This is a genomic window from Flavobacterium sp. LM4 (assembly GCF_002017935.1).
Lineage (GTDB): Bacteria > Bacteroidota > Bacteroidia > Flavobacteriales > Flavobacteriaceae > Flavobacterium > Flavobacterium chungangense.
Genome location: NZ_MUFW01000002.1, coordinates 709,118 through 724,779 on the forward strand (window position 1 = coordinate 709,118; position 15,662 = coordinate 724,779).

Genomic DNA, 15,662 nt, shown 5'->3' on the forward strand with positions numbered 1-15,662 from the left:
TGACATATCCGCGCCATCGGTATTATTTGTTCAGATGTAGTTTTAATACTTTATGGCTCATCGTTGCGGGCACGGAAGGCATTTTCGCACTATCGGGTTTCGATTATTATATGATTAGCATGTTTTTTGTTTTGCATAACTAATCCATCAAAATCAAACTCTTTAAACTTTATTTTAATTTTCCATATTCCTTCTTCGATTTTTTCTCCTTCGATTCTACCATGTTTTACTACTTCACTCTTAAAACCATCTTTTTTTAAAAAATAGGAATATTTGCATTGCCATATATTTTGATCATTTAGTGAGAATTTTATTTTATTTTCTGGAATACTAATTATTAAACTTTTTACATCCTCTCTACTAACTTCTTGATTTCTTTTTAATTCAGTTATAAAAAATAGAAAAGAAATTGTTTTTACACCTCCTTTATTCATTAAAACTTCAGGCTCTTCATAATAATAAGTAAACTCTGTTTTACTACTTTTTTTTAATTCATTATGATTTGTACAATTTACAAAAAATAAAAATATAATTAATGCTATACCTCTTAATAATATGTGGTTTCTCATTTTAAAACTTATCTAATATCCAATTTTTGGGGCTATCTCTTCTATTGTTTTTTTTAAATCTCCTGCGGGCGAATCTGGACGAATATTTTCATAATCAGGTGAGAAATCATCTGTGTTCTTCTTGTAATATTCAGGAACGGAAAACATTTCCGCGCTATCGGGTTTCTTTTCTATTGTCATTTGGGTCTGGTTGTAACCAAATGTTTTTCTTCCTCTAAAATCAGTATAGACTGATTTAAAATGAAACACCATACTTGTCATTTAAAAGATTAATTACTTTTATAGGTATAGTTATAGAAGTACTTATTATCCCTTTTTGTTTATCAAAAAAAACATTCAACTCTACCTTTTTTATTTCATTAGTTTTTGAAATGTTAGTTTTATTATCAGAAATAATTTGTCTAAGTTCATATTCTGTAGCGAAAGATGATAAACTTTTATAATCTTCAAGGACTAAATAAATACCTAATTTCAAAAGATTAATAGTTAAATTATCAGATTTACTTAAACCATTACTCTTTAGCGCTAATTCTATATATTGTAATGCTTTTTCATATTCTTTTTGGTTAATCAAAATTACAGCCATTGTATAATAGGGTAAAAAAACATCTGGTTTTTGAGATAATCTTCTATTTAATAATTCAACACCTTTTTTGTTTTGATTACAAAAAAACATTGAAGTATATAATCCATCAATTAAATTATTTTCAGCTGTTGCATTACAATTTATAAATTTTAGACTATTAGTTATTACGTTTTCATAATTCTTATTATCATACTCATATTGCAATATCTTAGCGTATCACTCCTCATTACATTTGTCAATTTTAATAATTCTTTTATAATCTTCATATGCTAATCCAATTTGATTATTGTTTTCATATACAATAGCTCTATTTTTAATATTGTCTACTGTATAACTTAGTTTAACAATTTTATCCATTGTAGAAATACACGAAGTATAATCCTTTCGAGCAAAATAAAAGCCCGCTAAATTTGATAAAAGGCTTAGGTTGTCAGGATTATTTTTCAAACCTAACACAAGTAGTTTTTCTGCCTCATCAAATTTATTTAAACCATAAAGAAGAGTATATAAACTATTTATACTATCAACATCATCAGGAATCAAATGAATATATTTATTATAGTAAATAACAGCATTATCATAGTCTTTTAAGTCTAAACTTTTAGAAATAATTTGTGTTAAAATTAATTTTGAATCTCCAAAATTACCATTTGCTGCTTTAATTAAAACTTTTAATGATTCCTCTTTGGAATATGCACATTCAATCAATTCTGATATATATAATATTCCCTTTTCACTAATATTCCCTGCAATCTCAAGATATTTTAACAATACATTTAAACCATCTTCACATTTAGAATTTTCATAATATATATTTGCCTTTTGAATATAGTGGTCTTCATTTAATGAATCTATTTCAATAGCTTTATCAATCATTTCAACAGCCTTTTTGTGCTCTTTTTGTATTACTAATCTTTTTGATTCATCAGCATAATATTTTGCATTTGTATTCTGAGAAAACACTTTAGAAAACAAAGTAATTAATATATAAAAAAGTGCTATTTTGAATTTATTCATCCGATGTTTTTTTTGAGTTTTTAACTATGGTTCCAAAAGTTTCTCCAATTTTCTCAAGTGGAGTTTTTATATGAGGTTTTAAATGTTCTTGTAAAATTTTATTTGCGTTAAGAGTAGCTGGATCTTCTGTAGATGATTCCTCGGGATTGTAGTTTTAATGCTTTGTGTCTTATCGTTGCGGGCACGGAAAACATTTCCGCGCTATCGTTGCGATGATATATCTGAGCCATCTGGATTATTAAAAATTTTATAAGCTTTATGAAAAAACAAATAAATATTGATGGAAAGTATCCATGTTGAAAATAAAAATTGTAAACCATAAAAATATGTTTGAATACCGTCCAAATACATAAAACAAAATATAGTAACCAAACATATTATAACTTGCCAGATATAAAAAATATAATTTATTCTTATAAATTTTAACTTTGATAAAATTATTGACATAAGAAAAGAATAGGTCAATATGAGTAGTCCATACGAAATCATATAATTAAAGCCTACACCTAACAAAAAGATGTAAAAGATAATTAATATCATCAGACAAAAAAATATGTATAATGATGACTTTATGAAAAATATCCACGAAAATTTTTTTGAATAAAATTTCGATATAATAAGACTTATCAATATAATATATACGAATATTGTAAGAACAAAATTTCTATCGAAATAATTTTTTTGCAGATAAATTGAAGTAAAAAACCAACCAAAATTTAAAATTAAACCATACGTTATTAAAATATATAAGTTAGGCAAAACAATATAAAAAAAACGTTTTATTAAGTTATTATTCATCTACATATCTGTTTTGTTCATAAAATTCATTAATCTGTTTGTTTGCTTCATTAACAGCAGCTTGTTGTTGTTGATTCAATTTCCCTAGCTCATTTTTATTCTTATCGGGTTCATGGTATCGTTGCAATGACATATCCGCGCCATCGGTGTTGATATATCCGCGCCATCTGGTATAATAGGACTCGTTTTTTTCATGCTTTTGTTTTTTTCAAAAATACAATTTTAAGTTAAAGCTTGAAATTGTTAGGATATAAATAAAAAAACTACAACTTTTTTAGGGTTGTAGTTTTAATGCTTTGTGTCTTATCGTTGCGGGCACGGAAAACATTTCCGCGCTATCGGGAAGAATTTCCGCGCTATCGTTGCGATGATATATCCGAGCCATCTGGGTTATATCCGAGCCATCTGGGCATCTGGGAAAGGAGGAATTTTATTGCATATCCGAGCCATCGAGATTGCAAAACCGCGCTATCGAACCGCTTACATATCCGCGCCATCGGGGATATCGTTGCGATGAGATATCCGTGCCATCTGGGGTTGTAAAATTTCAAAATGTTATTCTTTTTGATATTTAAATCCAGCTTTAACAATTTTACCAGAATCTGTAACTTCTTCATTTAAATATATTTCACTAATTTCTGGTTTTATTTTTGAATATTTTAGTACGTAATACTTACCTAAAGGAGAAGCTTTTTCAAAATTTCGTCTCACATCTCCCTTATATATTGAACCATTAACAAAGTATTTATAGGCAACAAAGCCATTATTTCCACCGGTTCCTGTATATTCAAATGCCCTACCTATGGTAAATTCACAATTCTGTTTTAAATAATCTTGGCGGTGTGTGCCTCTATAAACAGCATATAACGATCCTAGTATAAACATTAAATATAAAAAATTTAATATTTGCGCCTCTTTAAGAATAAGTTTATTAATCATCTTTTTTTACCTGTTTTTTTCTCTTTCTTCTTATCAGTGATGAATTCATCTTTAATTTTATTTTTTATTACGTTAGTCATTATTTTAGCATCCATTTTTAAAAATGTCTCAGTAATTAGTCCCATACCAAATGGAGTACCAGAAGTTTTTGGAATATTTAAGCCTTTTATATTATCACCAATTTTGTCATTTATTCTCCCAAAAGTAAAATCTAATGTAAATTCATTCATACTCGAGATATGATATTCACCACTTTCAGGGTCTTTTTGAAATGAAGACGAAAAGGCTAAGCTACCATATCCTCCAACAAGACTTGTAAATGCATTCTTTAGAAAATCAACTTTTTTCATTTTAAATCCAGAACCAGCATACTGTGCAAGTGAACCTGAAACAAAACTATATCCAGCTTTTGAAAGACCATTGTATGAAAGAAAATCAGCAGCAGCAGCAGATGTTAACCCACCTGAAAAATACGCGTAAGCTTGTGAACTACCATACCAAACTGTATATGATTCATATGCAGGAGCAATATAAAAAGCACCACCTATCATGAAAGGACTAGCAGCTATACCAGCTGTTGCATATGTTGCTTTTTTAACTACTTCTGTAGCTTTTGCTGTTTTTACTAGTACTTTTTTCTGTTCTTTAGCTATCTTACTTTTTTCCTCTCCACTTTTTGCATCATCTCGATCTAGACTTAAGTCAGAAATACGTCCTCCAGATATTTCTCTCCACGAGGCTTCAACATTATCCAAAGGTCCTGCAGGGTGCATTGAGTTCTCTTCCAAACCTTCTAATTCAGTAAAGGCAATAACTTTATTTCCACTGAAACTGTAAGGAGTGTAATATGGATATTCTTTTGTTAAAGGATCCACCGCAAAAAACCTCCCAATCCTAGGATCATGCATCCTAAAGGTATAATTCAAAGAATTCCCTTCCCCTTTCATCTCATCATCCTTCTCCTGCCCCTGGAAGCCATAACGATACGAATCGGAGCTTCCATGACGTGAAGGTACGATCATTCCAAAAGGATAGTAATCTGAGTAGCGGTTAAGACCAATAAATAAAAGAACTTCTGTACAATTTAAAAACCTTAAAATTGCAGTTTTCAGCAATTTTCGACATTACAAATTTAAGAAAATAGGGAGACCAAAAACTTTTTTTAAGTTCGTAAGAAAGAAAAACTGAAAATTATTTGATATTATTACAAAATGAATCCATTATCCCGAATAATTATAATCATTCTGTTAGCAATACATGTTGCCGGTGCCCAGTCCGGTAATTTTGTATTTTCGCCAATTAACGTTTTAGAAGGACTAAGTGATAATCAAATTCGTTATATACTGCAGCTTTCTGATGGAAGAATGGTTTTTAAAACCAGCGGTAATTTAAACCTCTACGATGGAGAAAATTTTAAATATATACACCAGAACACTGCTCATGTTTTTCCTCTAAAAGGTTACGATGGGTTTTACAGAATTTATAAAGACAGGGATTCACTTCTATGGATTAAAGACACTCACAAATTGATGTGTTTAGACCTGTATACTGAAACATATGTTCCGAATCCAGAATCTTATTTTAAAAATAAAGGATTAAAAAAACCTGTCGAAAATCTTTTCGTGGATTCAGACAGCAGGCTATGGCTGCTGAGCAGGAACAAACTTTATAAAAATAATTCCGATTATTTTATAGACATACGAGCCAATGATGGCAATTTACAAGATTTGGCTTCCGTTAAGAATAACTTATACCTCTTTTACAGTACCGGAGCAGTAGTGTGTTATGATCTGAAAACAAAAGAAAAACGCTACAGCAGTACCGCATACTGCACGGCAGAGCATGCTAATTTTAAAAATACCTCGATGGTAGTTGAAGGAAGCAACGGTTTTTATCAATTACGAAACGGAATTAAAGGTGGTTTTTTCTTTTTTGATATCCAAAAACGCAATTGGAAAAAAATACTGGAAACCAGCTATACTCTTAATACATTAGCAATCACTGCTGATCATAAAGCTTACATCAGTTGCAAAACAGGAATCTGGATCATTAATAACCTAACGGGAGAGAAACAATACATTCCTACATTAAAAAAAGTAGATGGAAGTATCATCAATACTGAAATAAGCACTGTGTTTTATGACAGGCAGGGCGGTCTTTGGCTGGGTACTTTTAACCAGGGACTTCTTTATTATCATCCTTCCAGATACAAATTCAATTTGATAGGACGCTTCTACTTTGAGCCAAAAAATCCAAAAGACATAACCGTTGAATCATTTGCTGAGGATCAGAAAGGAAATATCTACATTCGATGCGGCGATGTGTTTTATCAATACCATTCCGAAGAAAATAAGGTAGTTCTTGTTCCTTCTGTTTCCCTTCCGAAAGAAGTATTAAAAAAATTCAATCAGGATAAAACTTATTATGGCAGTATACACAGATCGCTTTATGATGTACGTGGCTGGAAATGGACGGGAACACAAGACGGATTAAAACTTTTTATTCCAAACAAGAAAAAAGAAAAACTGTTTTATACCCAGGATGGCTTATCTAATAATTTTGTCCATGCTCTTTTGGAGGACCAAAACAAAAATATATGGGTAACGACCAGTTCCGGCATAACAAAACTGCAGATAGATGCTGTAAGCAGGAAAATTAGTTTTACAATTTTTACCTCCCGTGAAGGAACTTTAGAAGGAGAATATTCAGATGATGCAGCTTTTCAGGCAACTGACGGGACTTTGTATTTTGGCGGAATTAATGGTTTTAATACATTAAGAACGGACAATGAAGTGGATGAAAAACTTCCCTTTCGTCCCGTTTTTACAAATCTGTTTATTCGTGGAGAGAAGGTCGAAACAGGTGTTAAATATGATGACCGTATTATTTTAGAACAGACTGCTCCGAATACTAAAAAGATTGAACTTTCTTATGAGCAGAACTTCCTGACTTTTGAGTTTTCTGCCCTAAATTATAAAAACCCCTCGCAAACACGCTACCGTTACCAACTTGTGGGTATCGATAATGACTGGCGGGAAACCTCTGCGGGCAGGCAAAATGAAAATACCGGTACAGGCAGTAAACTCAAAAACGCTTATACCAATCTTCCACACGGAAGATATATACTTAAGGTAATGGCAGCCGGAAGCCGTGGACAATGGAGTCCTGTTTCAGAATTAGAAATTACCATTCATGCGCCATGGTGGAGAACTACTTCTGCCTACATTTTATTCACTTTATTTTTGACAGCATTTATTGGTACAGGAATTTACATTTATATTGCGAATACCCGAAAGAAACTGGAACAAAACTACAGAGAAGATCTGCTTCTGGTGCGAATAAAAAACCTTATTGACCAGTGTAATTATCTTGAAGCTGAAAAAGACACTTATCTTGCTCAGACAAATGTATTTCAGCCTTCACTTCAAAAAAATGAAAACAAAGCTGATGAAATATTCTTAACAAAAGCTTTAGAACAGGTTGAAAAGAATCTGAGTACTGCTAATTATTCCGTAGAAGATCTAAGCCGGGACCTTTGTATGGACCGCACTGGACTTTACCGTAAATTAATCGCGCTTTTAGATAAGCCGCCGTCTATGTTTATTAGAAATGTACGTCTTCAGAAAGCTGCAGTTTTACTTCTTGAAGGAGAACTCAGTATTTCAGAAATTACAGAAAAAGTAGGATTCAGCAGTCCCAGTTATATGAGTAAATGTTTTCAGGAGATGTATGGTTGCAGGCCATCAGAATATGCCGAAAAGATAAACAAATCAACCTGATTACTGTTTATTTCAACATGGCTGTTGTCGTTTTTACGGGGGTAAAAGTAATTTTGGACATATAGAAAACCAAAACATTAAAGCCAATGAAATTTTTTAATTTTAAATCTAATCGTTTAATAGTAACATTTTTCCTCTATTTTATAATAGCAGGTGTTAATGCACAAGCTATAGAGAAAACCACGCAGGGAGTAAAATTTACTTCACAAGGTATGGAAATCCAGATCGAATTTTATTCTAATAATATTGTTAGGGTTTATAAAAGTCCAAGTGGGATTTCTTATAACAAAAAAAGCCTTTCTGTTGTAAAACTTCCTGAAAATGTGCCCGTAAAGTTTAATGAAAAAGGAGAAATTACCCTATTAGAAAGTAATAATCTTAAGGTTCAGATTAATACTGAAAGCGGAGGAATTTCTTTTTATGATACTTCGGGAAAACTGCTTCTTAAAGATAAGGATTACGGAACACAGTTTTCGCCTCTGGATGATGCCGGAACACCATCTTATTCCGTTAAAGAAGGATTTTTGCTGGAAAAAGACGAAGCAGTATACGGAGTTGGACAAATCATGGATAATAAATTCAACCGCCGAAACTCTTCGCATAATATGCAGAATGAAAACATGTCAACCTATTCTCCGTATTTTATGTCTGTGAAAGGATATGCCGTTTTTTGGGATAATTACTCCATTTCAAAGTTTAATGACAATCCACAGGAACTTTCTTTTGAAGGATTAGGACATTGCTCCGACTATTATTTTATGTATGGAAAAAATGCAGACGGTGTTATTGCACAAGTTCGTGATTTAACAGGCAAAGCGCCAATGCTTCCTTTATGGGCCTATGGTTTTTTTCAAAGTAAAGAACGGTATCACACACAAGACGAAAGCCTGAATGTAGTAAAGAAGTACCGCGAGCTTCAAATCCCTCTGGATGTGGTTATTCAGGACTGGCGTTACTGGCCCGAATATAACAAAAGTGACAGTTTATGGAATTCGCAAAGTTTTGACAGGGAGAGGTTTCCTAATCCTAAGCAATGGGCAAATGAAATTCACAAACTAAATGCAAAATTACTGATCGTTACCTGGCCCGGATTTGGTCCTAAAACAGAGCAGCGTAAAGAATTAGACAGTAAAAAAATGATTATCAACTTTGATACATGGCCTCCAAAAAGCGGTGCACGTCCTTATGATGTATACAATCCTGAAGCCTTAGATATTTACTGGCGCTACCTGAACAAAGGTATTTTTAGCTTTATTGAAAATGATGGCTGGTGGCTCGATTCAACAGAACCAGACCACATCGACAGGAAAGATTCAGATTATCTTCTGCCAACACATCTGGGTTCTTACCGCAGTGTAAAGAATGCCTACAGTCTTATGCATAATAAAGGAATTGCTCTTAATCAACGTAAAACAAATCTAGAAAAAAGGGTCGTTATCCTTACTCGTTCAGGATTTATCGGACAGCAGTTTTATGGTTCTAATACCTGGAGTGGCGATGTAGTTTCTTCATGGGAAATGCTGCAGAAACAAATTCCTGCCGTGTTAAATTATACCTTAATGGGTATTCCAAACTGGAATAGTGATATTGGCGGTTTTTTTGCCGGTCATTGGAAAAAAGATGGAGGCAATAAAAACCCGGAGTTTCAGGAACTCTATGTTCGCTGGATGCAGTTTGGAGCGTTTTGCTCAATGATGCGTTCTCATGGAACCGATCTTCCGCGCGAAATATGGAATTTTGGAGATCGTGGTACGTGGTGTTTCGATGCACAGGAAAAGGCAATTAATTTACGTTACAGCCTCTTACCTTATATCTACAGCACATCATGGGATGTCAGTCACAACAACGGAACATTTATGCGTCCACTCGTTATGGATTTTGCCTCAGATGTAAAAACACACGATATTGGCAACGAATACCTCTTCGGGCGTTCTATTCTTGTCGCTCCTGTTACCCAATATAAGTCAAGAAAATGGCCTGTATATCTTCCTGCGGGAAGCAACTGGTACAACTTCTGGACCAATGAATACTTAACCGGAGGACAAACCGTTTCAACCGAAACTGAGGTAGATAAAATTCCGCTATACATTAAATCGGGTTCTATTGTGCCTTTTGGTCCCAAGGTTCAGTATGCAACCCAAAAAAAATGGGACAATCTTGAAATACGTATTTATCCCGGAGCAGATGGGGAATTTCTATTATACGAAGATGAAAATGACAATTACAATTATGAAAAGAACTTTTATTCTACTATCAAATTCAAATGGAGTGATGCATCAAAAACCCTTACTATAGAAAACAGAGAAGGTAATTTTCCTGGTATGATTAAATCTCGTAAGTTCAAAATTGTGATTGCCAATAAAAATCAGGGGTATGGTGATACTCCTGCTGAGATCGTTAAGAGTGTTTCTTATAAAGGCAGTAAAATATCGGTTAAATTTTAATTTTTGAATGGTAAAAAAAGTGAATTAAGGGTTTAGATAGTACCTGAATTACTTTTACTACCCCTATTCCAATAACTAAACAATTAAATTTTAATGAAAGGCTATAATTTAGATTTTTTAAACAATAAAACAGTAATAAACATTTACAATATTTCTATTTGTGAAAAGAAATTTTCCTATAGCCTTTCAGATTCATTGGTCTTAAAATTAATTGACAACTCATTAGTTCAAATTTTAATTGATTACGATATAAAAGTTTACCAATTATCTCCAATAGAAGAACTTATAATTTTAGGGGATTATGATCTGAAAAGTGTAGAAATTCAATTATTAGAAATAAGTGAAATAATGAATACTCAAAAGATCACTACTATTTATAATTATTTACAATCAACATATCAATTTGGTTCAAAATTTTTAAGTACAAACAATGAATTTATATTTGGATTTTGTTTTGGCTGGGACGAAATCATTTTATTAGATGAAAAAGATTTTATCACAATGTTGAATTCTTACGATGAAAAGACAGAAATTGTAATTCCACAAACACCAGATGAATCGGATATATCAACGTAATAATAACTTCAACTAGCGCACGTTTATTTATACTCCTGTGTCCGATTGTATCGGCTACCTAAAAAATTAAAAGATAAATCATAGCGTTTGTAACGCACATAAAAAAGTAACGCTGACCATTCGAATTCTAATAATACTATTTATTTTGTTATCATTGTATTGTTTATTTTAACTTATAAATATGAAATTAAATGAAATTTTTCGTCTGTTGGTACCAATTATGTTGATAGTTGGCGGTTTTTATGCCAGTAATAGTAATACGAAATTGGCGAAAGATTCGCCTGGAATTTATAAGAGATGGTATATTCTTGTGATTTTAGGAGTTTTACTATTGCTATTGAGAGTACGCAAATATATTTAATCAGGTGGCAACAATCTTTAAGACCATAAATAGCTCATTAATAACAACTATACCGCAGAAATTTTTTCCGTGCCGATAAAGAGCATCGACAAATAACAAAGGGGAAAAAAGAATAACAATTCTTTATTTCCCCTTTTACTTGTTTATAATAGTAAAGTAGTACTTAAAATGCTACCATTTCTTTTACCTCTTTGTAATCAATCTTACCATTTTGAGATAAAGGCAGCTCATTTATTTTCTTCACTTTTATAGTTGTCGGATGAAGCTTAACTTGTTCAGAAAGTATCTTTTTGATTTCAAGTTCATTAAGATCATCATATAAATATGCTACAATCAGGATTTTATCATCTTCACCCAGACAAAGAAACTTAGTTCCTGCAAAATTATTCTGCAGGATCTGCTCAATTTCATCTAAACTGATCCTTGTGCCAAAAAGCTTTATAAAGCGCTGACTTCTTCCGGTGATGTAAAAAAATCCATCTTTATCTTTTTTGGCAATGTCTCCTGTATGCAACACTTTTAAAGGAGAATACTCCAATAAATCTTCTTTTACAGTTGCGTAACCGCCCGATACGTTTGGACCAGAATACAAAAGTTCTCCGGAGACCAGATCAATTTCCATTTTTCCATCCTTAATGGGTTTCCCAATTGAACCTGCTTTCTCAATAAGATATTGAGGTTCTAAATAGGACATTCTTGCCGTAGCTTCTGTTTGCCCATACATCGTATAAAAGGAAAGGCCATTTTTTAAAGCATAATTTCCAAACTCAATTAATGCTGACGGATTCAGTCTGCCACCTGCCTGACTTAAGTATCGCAAAGAAGGATATTCTTTTTTCAAAAAACCAATTCGTTGCAGCATTTCATATACATAGGGTACACCAGCCAAAGAGGTATATTGATATCGCTCCCATTCTTCCCAAAATTCCTTTTGCATAATGGTTGTATCAGAACATACTATCGTACCTCCTGATATAGAATTAGTAGTAAATACCGAGAATCCATAAGAATAAAACAAAGGCAGGTTTAACGGGCAGACATCGAAATTTTTAACCGGCAGGTAATCCAGGATAGACAAGGCATTGCTTACTATATTTTGTTCTGACAATTTCACAAATTTTGGTGAACCTGTACTTCCGGAAGTACTGAGCAACAATTTGATTGAAGGATTTACCACAGTTTTCACTGCCTTGTCCTGAACAAAACAAGTATGGGTTGCCCCTAATGCTTTAGCCGAATAGGCATCAATTTTTATTCGGGTTGCATCATAAATATAATAGGGGTTATAATGCTTTTCGAGATATTCTTTATGAATGACATTCAAAGACGGGCTAAGCAATGCAATGGTAAAGTCTGATCTTATGAAATTTAAGAGCAATTCAACCGACTGAATCTGATTGTCCAGATAAAGAAAAGCCAGTCCTCCTCCACCGATAATATCCAAAGATTCATGGAAATCCAAAACTGAATTGGCTTTGTCTTTTACAGAATCTATATAAAGCAAGTTTTTATTACCGAGTATTAATTCGTAAAGTTGTTTTGTTTCTGACATATCGATTGTTTAAAAAGCAATTTGAAACTTCCCCAGAACTTCTTTGATATTTTTAAAACTGTTCATCTCAAGAATATCTTCGGTTTCAACTACGATGTCAAAAGAATTTTCGATCTCTTTTACCAGAAATAAATGTGACATAGAGTCCCATTCTACAATTTCCAGATAACTTAAATCTTCATGTACATCATCAATAGAAATAGAAAGCCCCTCTGAAAAAGCTTGTTTTAGTTTATGTAAATTATTCATAATTATTTTAAGTATAAAAATTTATTGTTATTAAAAATTTAATCAGTTTTTTACAACTCAACCGTTTTCCATTTTCCGGTTCTGAAAACAAGGATACAGCTGGTTGCTAATACAATCTCTGAAATCAGGATTGCTGTAAATATGCCTTTTGGTCCCCATTCATAATAAATTCCAAGCAGATACGACAAGGGAAGCTGAATGATAAAAAACATTAGAATGTAAAGCATCGTTACTGTATTGACATTTCCGGCTGCATTTAACGAGCGGGAAATTACCATCGTATAACCAAAGAAAAAGTAAGCAATTGCCATGTACTGCAGATAAGTGGATGCATAGAACAGAATTTCGTCTTCGTGTGTGAAAAAGCTGGCCAGAGATCCGGCATAAAACAACAGGAAGATAGCGATCAGTCCAAGGAAACACATATTAAATACTCCTGTTTTCCATACAGAAGCTTCTGCCCTTTCCGGCTGTTTTGCCCCCAGGTTCTGTCCGGTTAGTACTCCGGCAGCATTTGCAATTCCGTATGCCGGCAAGACACTAAACATGATGATGCGATTGGCAATGATATAACCTGCCAATACATTTTCGCCCAGTTTTGCAACAATCACAATCATTAAAAATCTGCTCGAAGAGGGCACCAGGTTTTGAATCATTCCTGCGGTAGCCAGTTTTAAGATACGTTTCATTAAGGCAGGAACCATTAACAACTCCTGCCTTCCTATACTAATTCTGGTATTTTTTTTAAAAAGGTACCACAACTGATACGCTACACTTGAAATATTTGCAATAACCATCGCTACGGCTGCTCCCAATAAACCCAGCTTAGGAAATGGCCCCAAGCCAAAAATTAGTACCGCACACAGTACCCCATTTAAAACATTAGAAAAGGCAAGTGTCCGCATCGCCATCGAGGCATCCCCGGAACCCCGAAAAACGCCATTAATCATAATTCGCATAATCATAAAAATCAACCCTGCGAACATGGTTTTAGAAAATACATTTCCATAATTTACCAAATGATCCGATCCTCCGGCAAAATGCATAATATCCTGACTGAAAACCACTGCCACAGAACTGCATATTACAGAAAGGAAAATTCCTAAATAAATAACCTGCATTGCAGTTTGTCCGGCATCACGGTGCTTTTGCTCTCCTATTCTTCTTGAAATCAGTGCTGTTGCTGCAATGCTTAAACCCATTGCTACAGATTGAATAAGAATAATTACAGAATTGGTAATTCCTACGACGGTAATGGCATTTTCGCCAAGACTGCTTACAAAAAGAAGGTCTACCAATACGAATAAGGATTCCATACTAAGTTCCAGCATGGTAGGAACTGACAATAAAAAGGTGGCCCTGTTTACATTTCCTGATGTGAAATTTTTTTCTGTACCCTGCAAAGCAATTCTGAACAGGGCAAATATTGAACGAATTTTTATTAACACAATTAGTTGTTTTACAAAGGAAGATTAAAATTCATTTTTTGTTCTGCAAGAATATCTTCAGCGCTAAAAGACTGAAATGCAATCTTCTTTTCTACCAAATACACTTCTCTGCCTGAAATCTGATTAATGATTTGCGAATTTCGGTAAGCTCCCATTCCCAAATCAGGTGTTGAAATTCCATGAGTGTGCAACTCTGCATTCTGAACAAAAATCTCTTCTTCTGAATGATCAATGGTATAATTTCTACGAACATCATAATTGCCATCAGCCAGCCTTCTAATCCTGTTTAGGATTCCATTTAGAAAATCAGGTTCTACATATTTATAACCAGTTGCCAGAATCACATAATCTGTTTCTATTTCAAAAGGTTTGTTTTCTTCTACCTGCGAAAGGCTCAAGAGATAAGACAGATCTTCACTTCTGCTGATATCAATTAGTTTACTATTCGCCATTAAGGTCACCTTTAAATTCGGATCATCAAGTTCCATAGCATACAGGCTGTTGTGAATCTGGTTAATGAGTTCATAGTTTATACCCTTAAATAAAATATTCTGTTTAGCCAGCACAGTCTTTCTTTGATCTTCGGGTAATGTATGGAAATAATCAATGTACTCCGGCGAAGTCAGTTCGAGTGTAAGCTTTGTATGATTTTCTAAAGGAAAAAAACGTTCAGAGCGGGTAAACCAATTGAGTCGCAATCCCTTTTTAACTTCGGGCAATAAGTCCTGAAATACTTCTGCAGCACTTTGGCCCGAGCCAATAATTGTTACTGATTTATCTCCATTGAGCTGGTCTTTATGATACAGATATTTAGAGGTATGGATCACTCTGTCAAAACGTTTTTGTGCAATTTCTACCGGAACATGCGGGTTTGTTCCTGTACCCAATACCAGTTTACGCGTATGCCAGATACTGTAATTATCCGATTTGGTATCTCTTACAGTAACCGTATAAATACCATCCTCATAATCTACGGCCATTACCTTTTTTCCAAAAAAACAATTGTCAAGCTGTGCTGTCACCCAACGGCAATAATTATTGTATTCTTTTCTGAAAACAAAAAAACTTTCCCTGATGTAAAATTTATAAATTTTACCTGTTTCTTTCATATAATTCAGGAAACTGTAAGGACTGGTAGGATCTGCCATCGTTACAAGATCTGCCATAAAAGGAACCTGAAGCGTGACTTCATCCAGCATCAGTCCGGGATGCCAATTGAATTCATCTGACTGATCAAAGAAAACAGTTTCTAATTCATCTACAGGTTTTACTAATGCGGCTAAACCTAAATTAAATGGACCGATACCAATACCAATTAGGTCGTATATTTTGTGTTCTTTCATT

13 protein-coding genes are annotated in these 15,662 nt (G+C 33.5%); 3 read left to right on the plus strand and 10 right to left on the minus strand.

Annotation, left to right across the window (positions count from 1 at the left end; translation table 11 throughout):
• Window positions 1-89: 89 nt before the first annotated feature.
• The 6 genes from BXU10_RS16885 to BXU10_RS16910 form a co-directional block, all read right to left on the minus strand.
• Complete coding sequence (locus BXU10_RS16885; protein WP_078228676.1) at window positions 90-569, minus strand: hypothetical protein; 480 nt, start codon at window positions 567-569, stop codon at window positions 90-92.
• Window positions 570-581: 12 nt separating this feature from the next.
• A complete protein-coding gene (locus BXU10_RS16890) occupies window positions 582-821 on the minus strand; it encodes a hypothetical protein (RefSeq protein WP_078228678.1) in 240 nt (79 codons plus the stop codon).
• Window positions 805-1,359, minus strand: coding sequence for a hypothetical protein (locus BXU10_RS16895; protein ID WP_078228680.1), 555 nt, complete (start codon window positions 1,357-1,359; stop codon window positions 805-807). Before BXU10_RS16895 ends, BXU10_RS16890 begins: the two co-directional genes overlap by 17 nt.
• Before the next feature lie 12 nt (window positions 1,360-1,371).
• Window positions 1,372-2,172: a lipopolysaccharide assembly protein LapB gene (locus tag BXU10_RS16900; protein WP_078228682.1), complete on the minus strand. Its 801-nt coding sequence runs from the start codon at window positions 2,170-2,172 to the stop codon at window positions 1,372-1,374.
• A gap of 1,353 nt (window positions 2,173-3,525) precedes the next feature.
• The gene (locus tag BXU10_RS16905) at window positions 3,526-3,909 is read right to left on the minus strand and encodes a hypothetical protein (protein ID WP_078228683.1); all 384 of its coding nucleotides are present in this window, start codon (window positions 3,907-3,909) and stop codon (window positions 3,526-3,528) included.
• Complete coding sequence (locus BXU10_RS16910; protein WP_078228685.1) at window positions 3,906-5,024, minus strand: RHS repeat domain-containing protein; 1,119 nt, start codon at window positions 5,022-5,024, stop codon at window positions 3,906-3,908. Before BXU10_RS16910 ends, BXU10_RS16905 begins: the two co-directional genes overlap by 4 nt.
• 96 nt (window positions 5,025-5,120) lie before the next feature.
• Here BXU10_RS16910 and BXU10_RS16915 point away from each other — a divergent pair, with 96 nt between their 5' ends.
• The 3 genes from BXU10_RS16915 (at window position 5,121) to BXU10_RS16925 (ending at window position 10,708) form a co-directional block, all read left to right on the plus strand.
• Complete coding sequence (locus BXU10_RS16915) at window positions 5,121-7,688, plus strand: helix-turn-helix domain-containing protein (protein ID WP_078228688.1); 2,568 nt, start codon at window positions 5,121-5,123, stop codon at window positions 7,686-7,688.
• Between the two features lie 86 nt (window positions 7,689-7,774).
• Entirely contained in the window at window positions 7,775-10,132 is a 2,358-nt protein-coding gene (locus BXU10_RS16920; protein WP_078228690.1) for a TIM-barrel domain-containing protein, read from the plus strand.
• A gap of 93 nt (window positions 10,133-10,225) precedes the next feature.
• Complete coding sequence (locus tag BXU10_RS16925; protein ID WP_078228692.1) at window positions 10,226-10,708, plus strand: hypothetical protein; 483 nt, start codon at window positions 10,226-10,228, stop codon at window positions 10,706-10,708.
• A 524-nt stretch (window positions 10,709-11,232) separates the two neighbouring features.
• Here BXU10_RS16925 and BXU10_RS16935 read toward each other — a convergent pair.
• From BXU10_RS16935 to BXU10_RS16950, 4 genes are read right to left on the minus strand one after another with little or no spacing between them, the layout of a single operon-like run.
• On the minus strand, window positions 11,233-12,621 hold the full coding sequence (locus BXU10_RS16935) for an AMP-binding protein (RefSeq protein WP_078228696.1): 1,389 nt from the start codon (window positions 12,619-12,621) through the stop codon (window positions 11,233-11,235).
• A gap of 9 nt (window positions 12,622-12,630) precedes the next feature.
• Complete coding sequence (locus tag BXU10_RS16940; RefSeq protein WP_031453251.1) at window positions 12,631-12,870, minus strand: acyl carrier protein; 240 nt, start codon at window positions 12,868-12,870, stop codon at window positions 12,631-12,633.
• 50 nt (window positions 12,871-12,920) lie between these two features.
• Complete coding sequence (locus tag BXU10_RS16945; protein ID WP_223255490.1) at window positions 12,921-14,318, minus strand: MATE family efflux transporter; 1,398 nt, start codon at window positions 14,316-14,318, stop codon at window positions 12,921-12,923.
• An 11-nt stretch (window positions 14,319-14,329) separates the two neighbouring features.
• Entirely contained in the window at window positions 14,330-15,661 is a 1,332-nt protein-coding gene (locus BXU10_RS16950) for a lysine N(6)-hydroxylase/L-ornithine N(5)-oxygenase family protein (RefSeq protein ID WP_078228700.1), read from the minus strand.
• Window position 15,662 lies beyond the last annotated feature (1 nt).

What these genes read in the sequence shown, in the direction of transcription:
- BXU10_RS16920 (WP_078228690.1), top strand. Translation starts at nt 7,775, where the DNA reads ATGAAATTTTTTAATTTTAAATCTAATCGTTTAATAGTAACATTTTTC.
- BXU10_RS16905 (WP_078228683.1), bottom strand. Translation starts at nt 3,909, where the DNA reads ATGATTAATAAACTTATTCTTAAAGAGGCGCAAATATTAAATTTTTTA.
- BXU10_RS16885 (WP_078228676.1), bottom strand. Translation starts at nt 569, where the DNA reads ATGAGAAACCACATATTATTAAGAGGTATAGCATTAATTATATTTTTA.
- BXU10_RS16925 (WP_078228692.1), top strand. Translation starts at nt 10,226, where the DNA reads ATGAAAGGCTATAATTTAGATTTTTTAAACAATAAAACAGTAATAAAC.
- BXU10_RS16950 (WP_078228700.1), bottom strand. Translation starts at nt 15,661, where the DNA reads ATGAAAGAACACAAAATATACGACCTAATTGGTATTGGTATCGGTCCA.
- BXU10_RS16900 (WP_078228682.1), bottom strand. Translation starts at nt 2,172, where the DNA reads ATGAATAAATTCAAAATAGCACTTTTTTATATATTAATTACTTTGTTT.
- BXU10_RS16935 (WP_078228696.1), bottom strand. Translation starts at nt 12,621, where the DNA reads ATGTCAGAAACAAAACAACTTTACGAATTAATACTCGGTAATAAAAAC.
- BXU10_RS16940 (WP_031453251.1), bottom strand. Translation starts at nt 12,870, where the DNA reads ATGAATAATTTACATAAACTAAAACAAGCTTTTTCAGAGGGGCTTTCT.
- BXU10_RS16890 (WP_078228678.1), bottom strand. Translation starts at nt 821, where the DNA reads ATGGTGTTTCATTTTAAATCAGTCTATACTGATTTTAGAGGAAGAAAA.
- BXU10_RS16915 (WP_078228688.1), top strand. Translation starts at nt 5,121, where the DNA reads ATGAATCCATTATCCCGAATAATTATAATCATTCTGTTAGCAATACAT.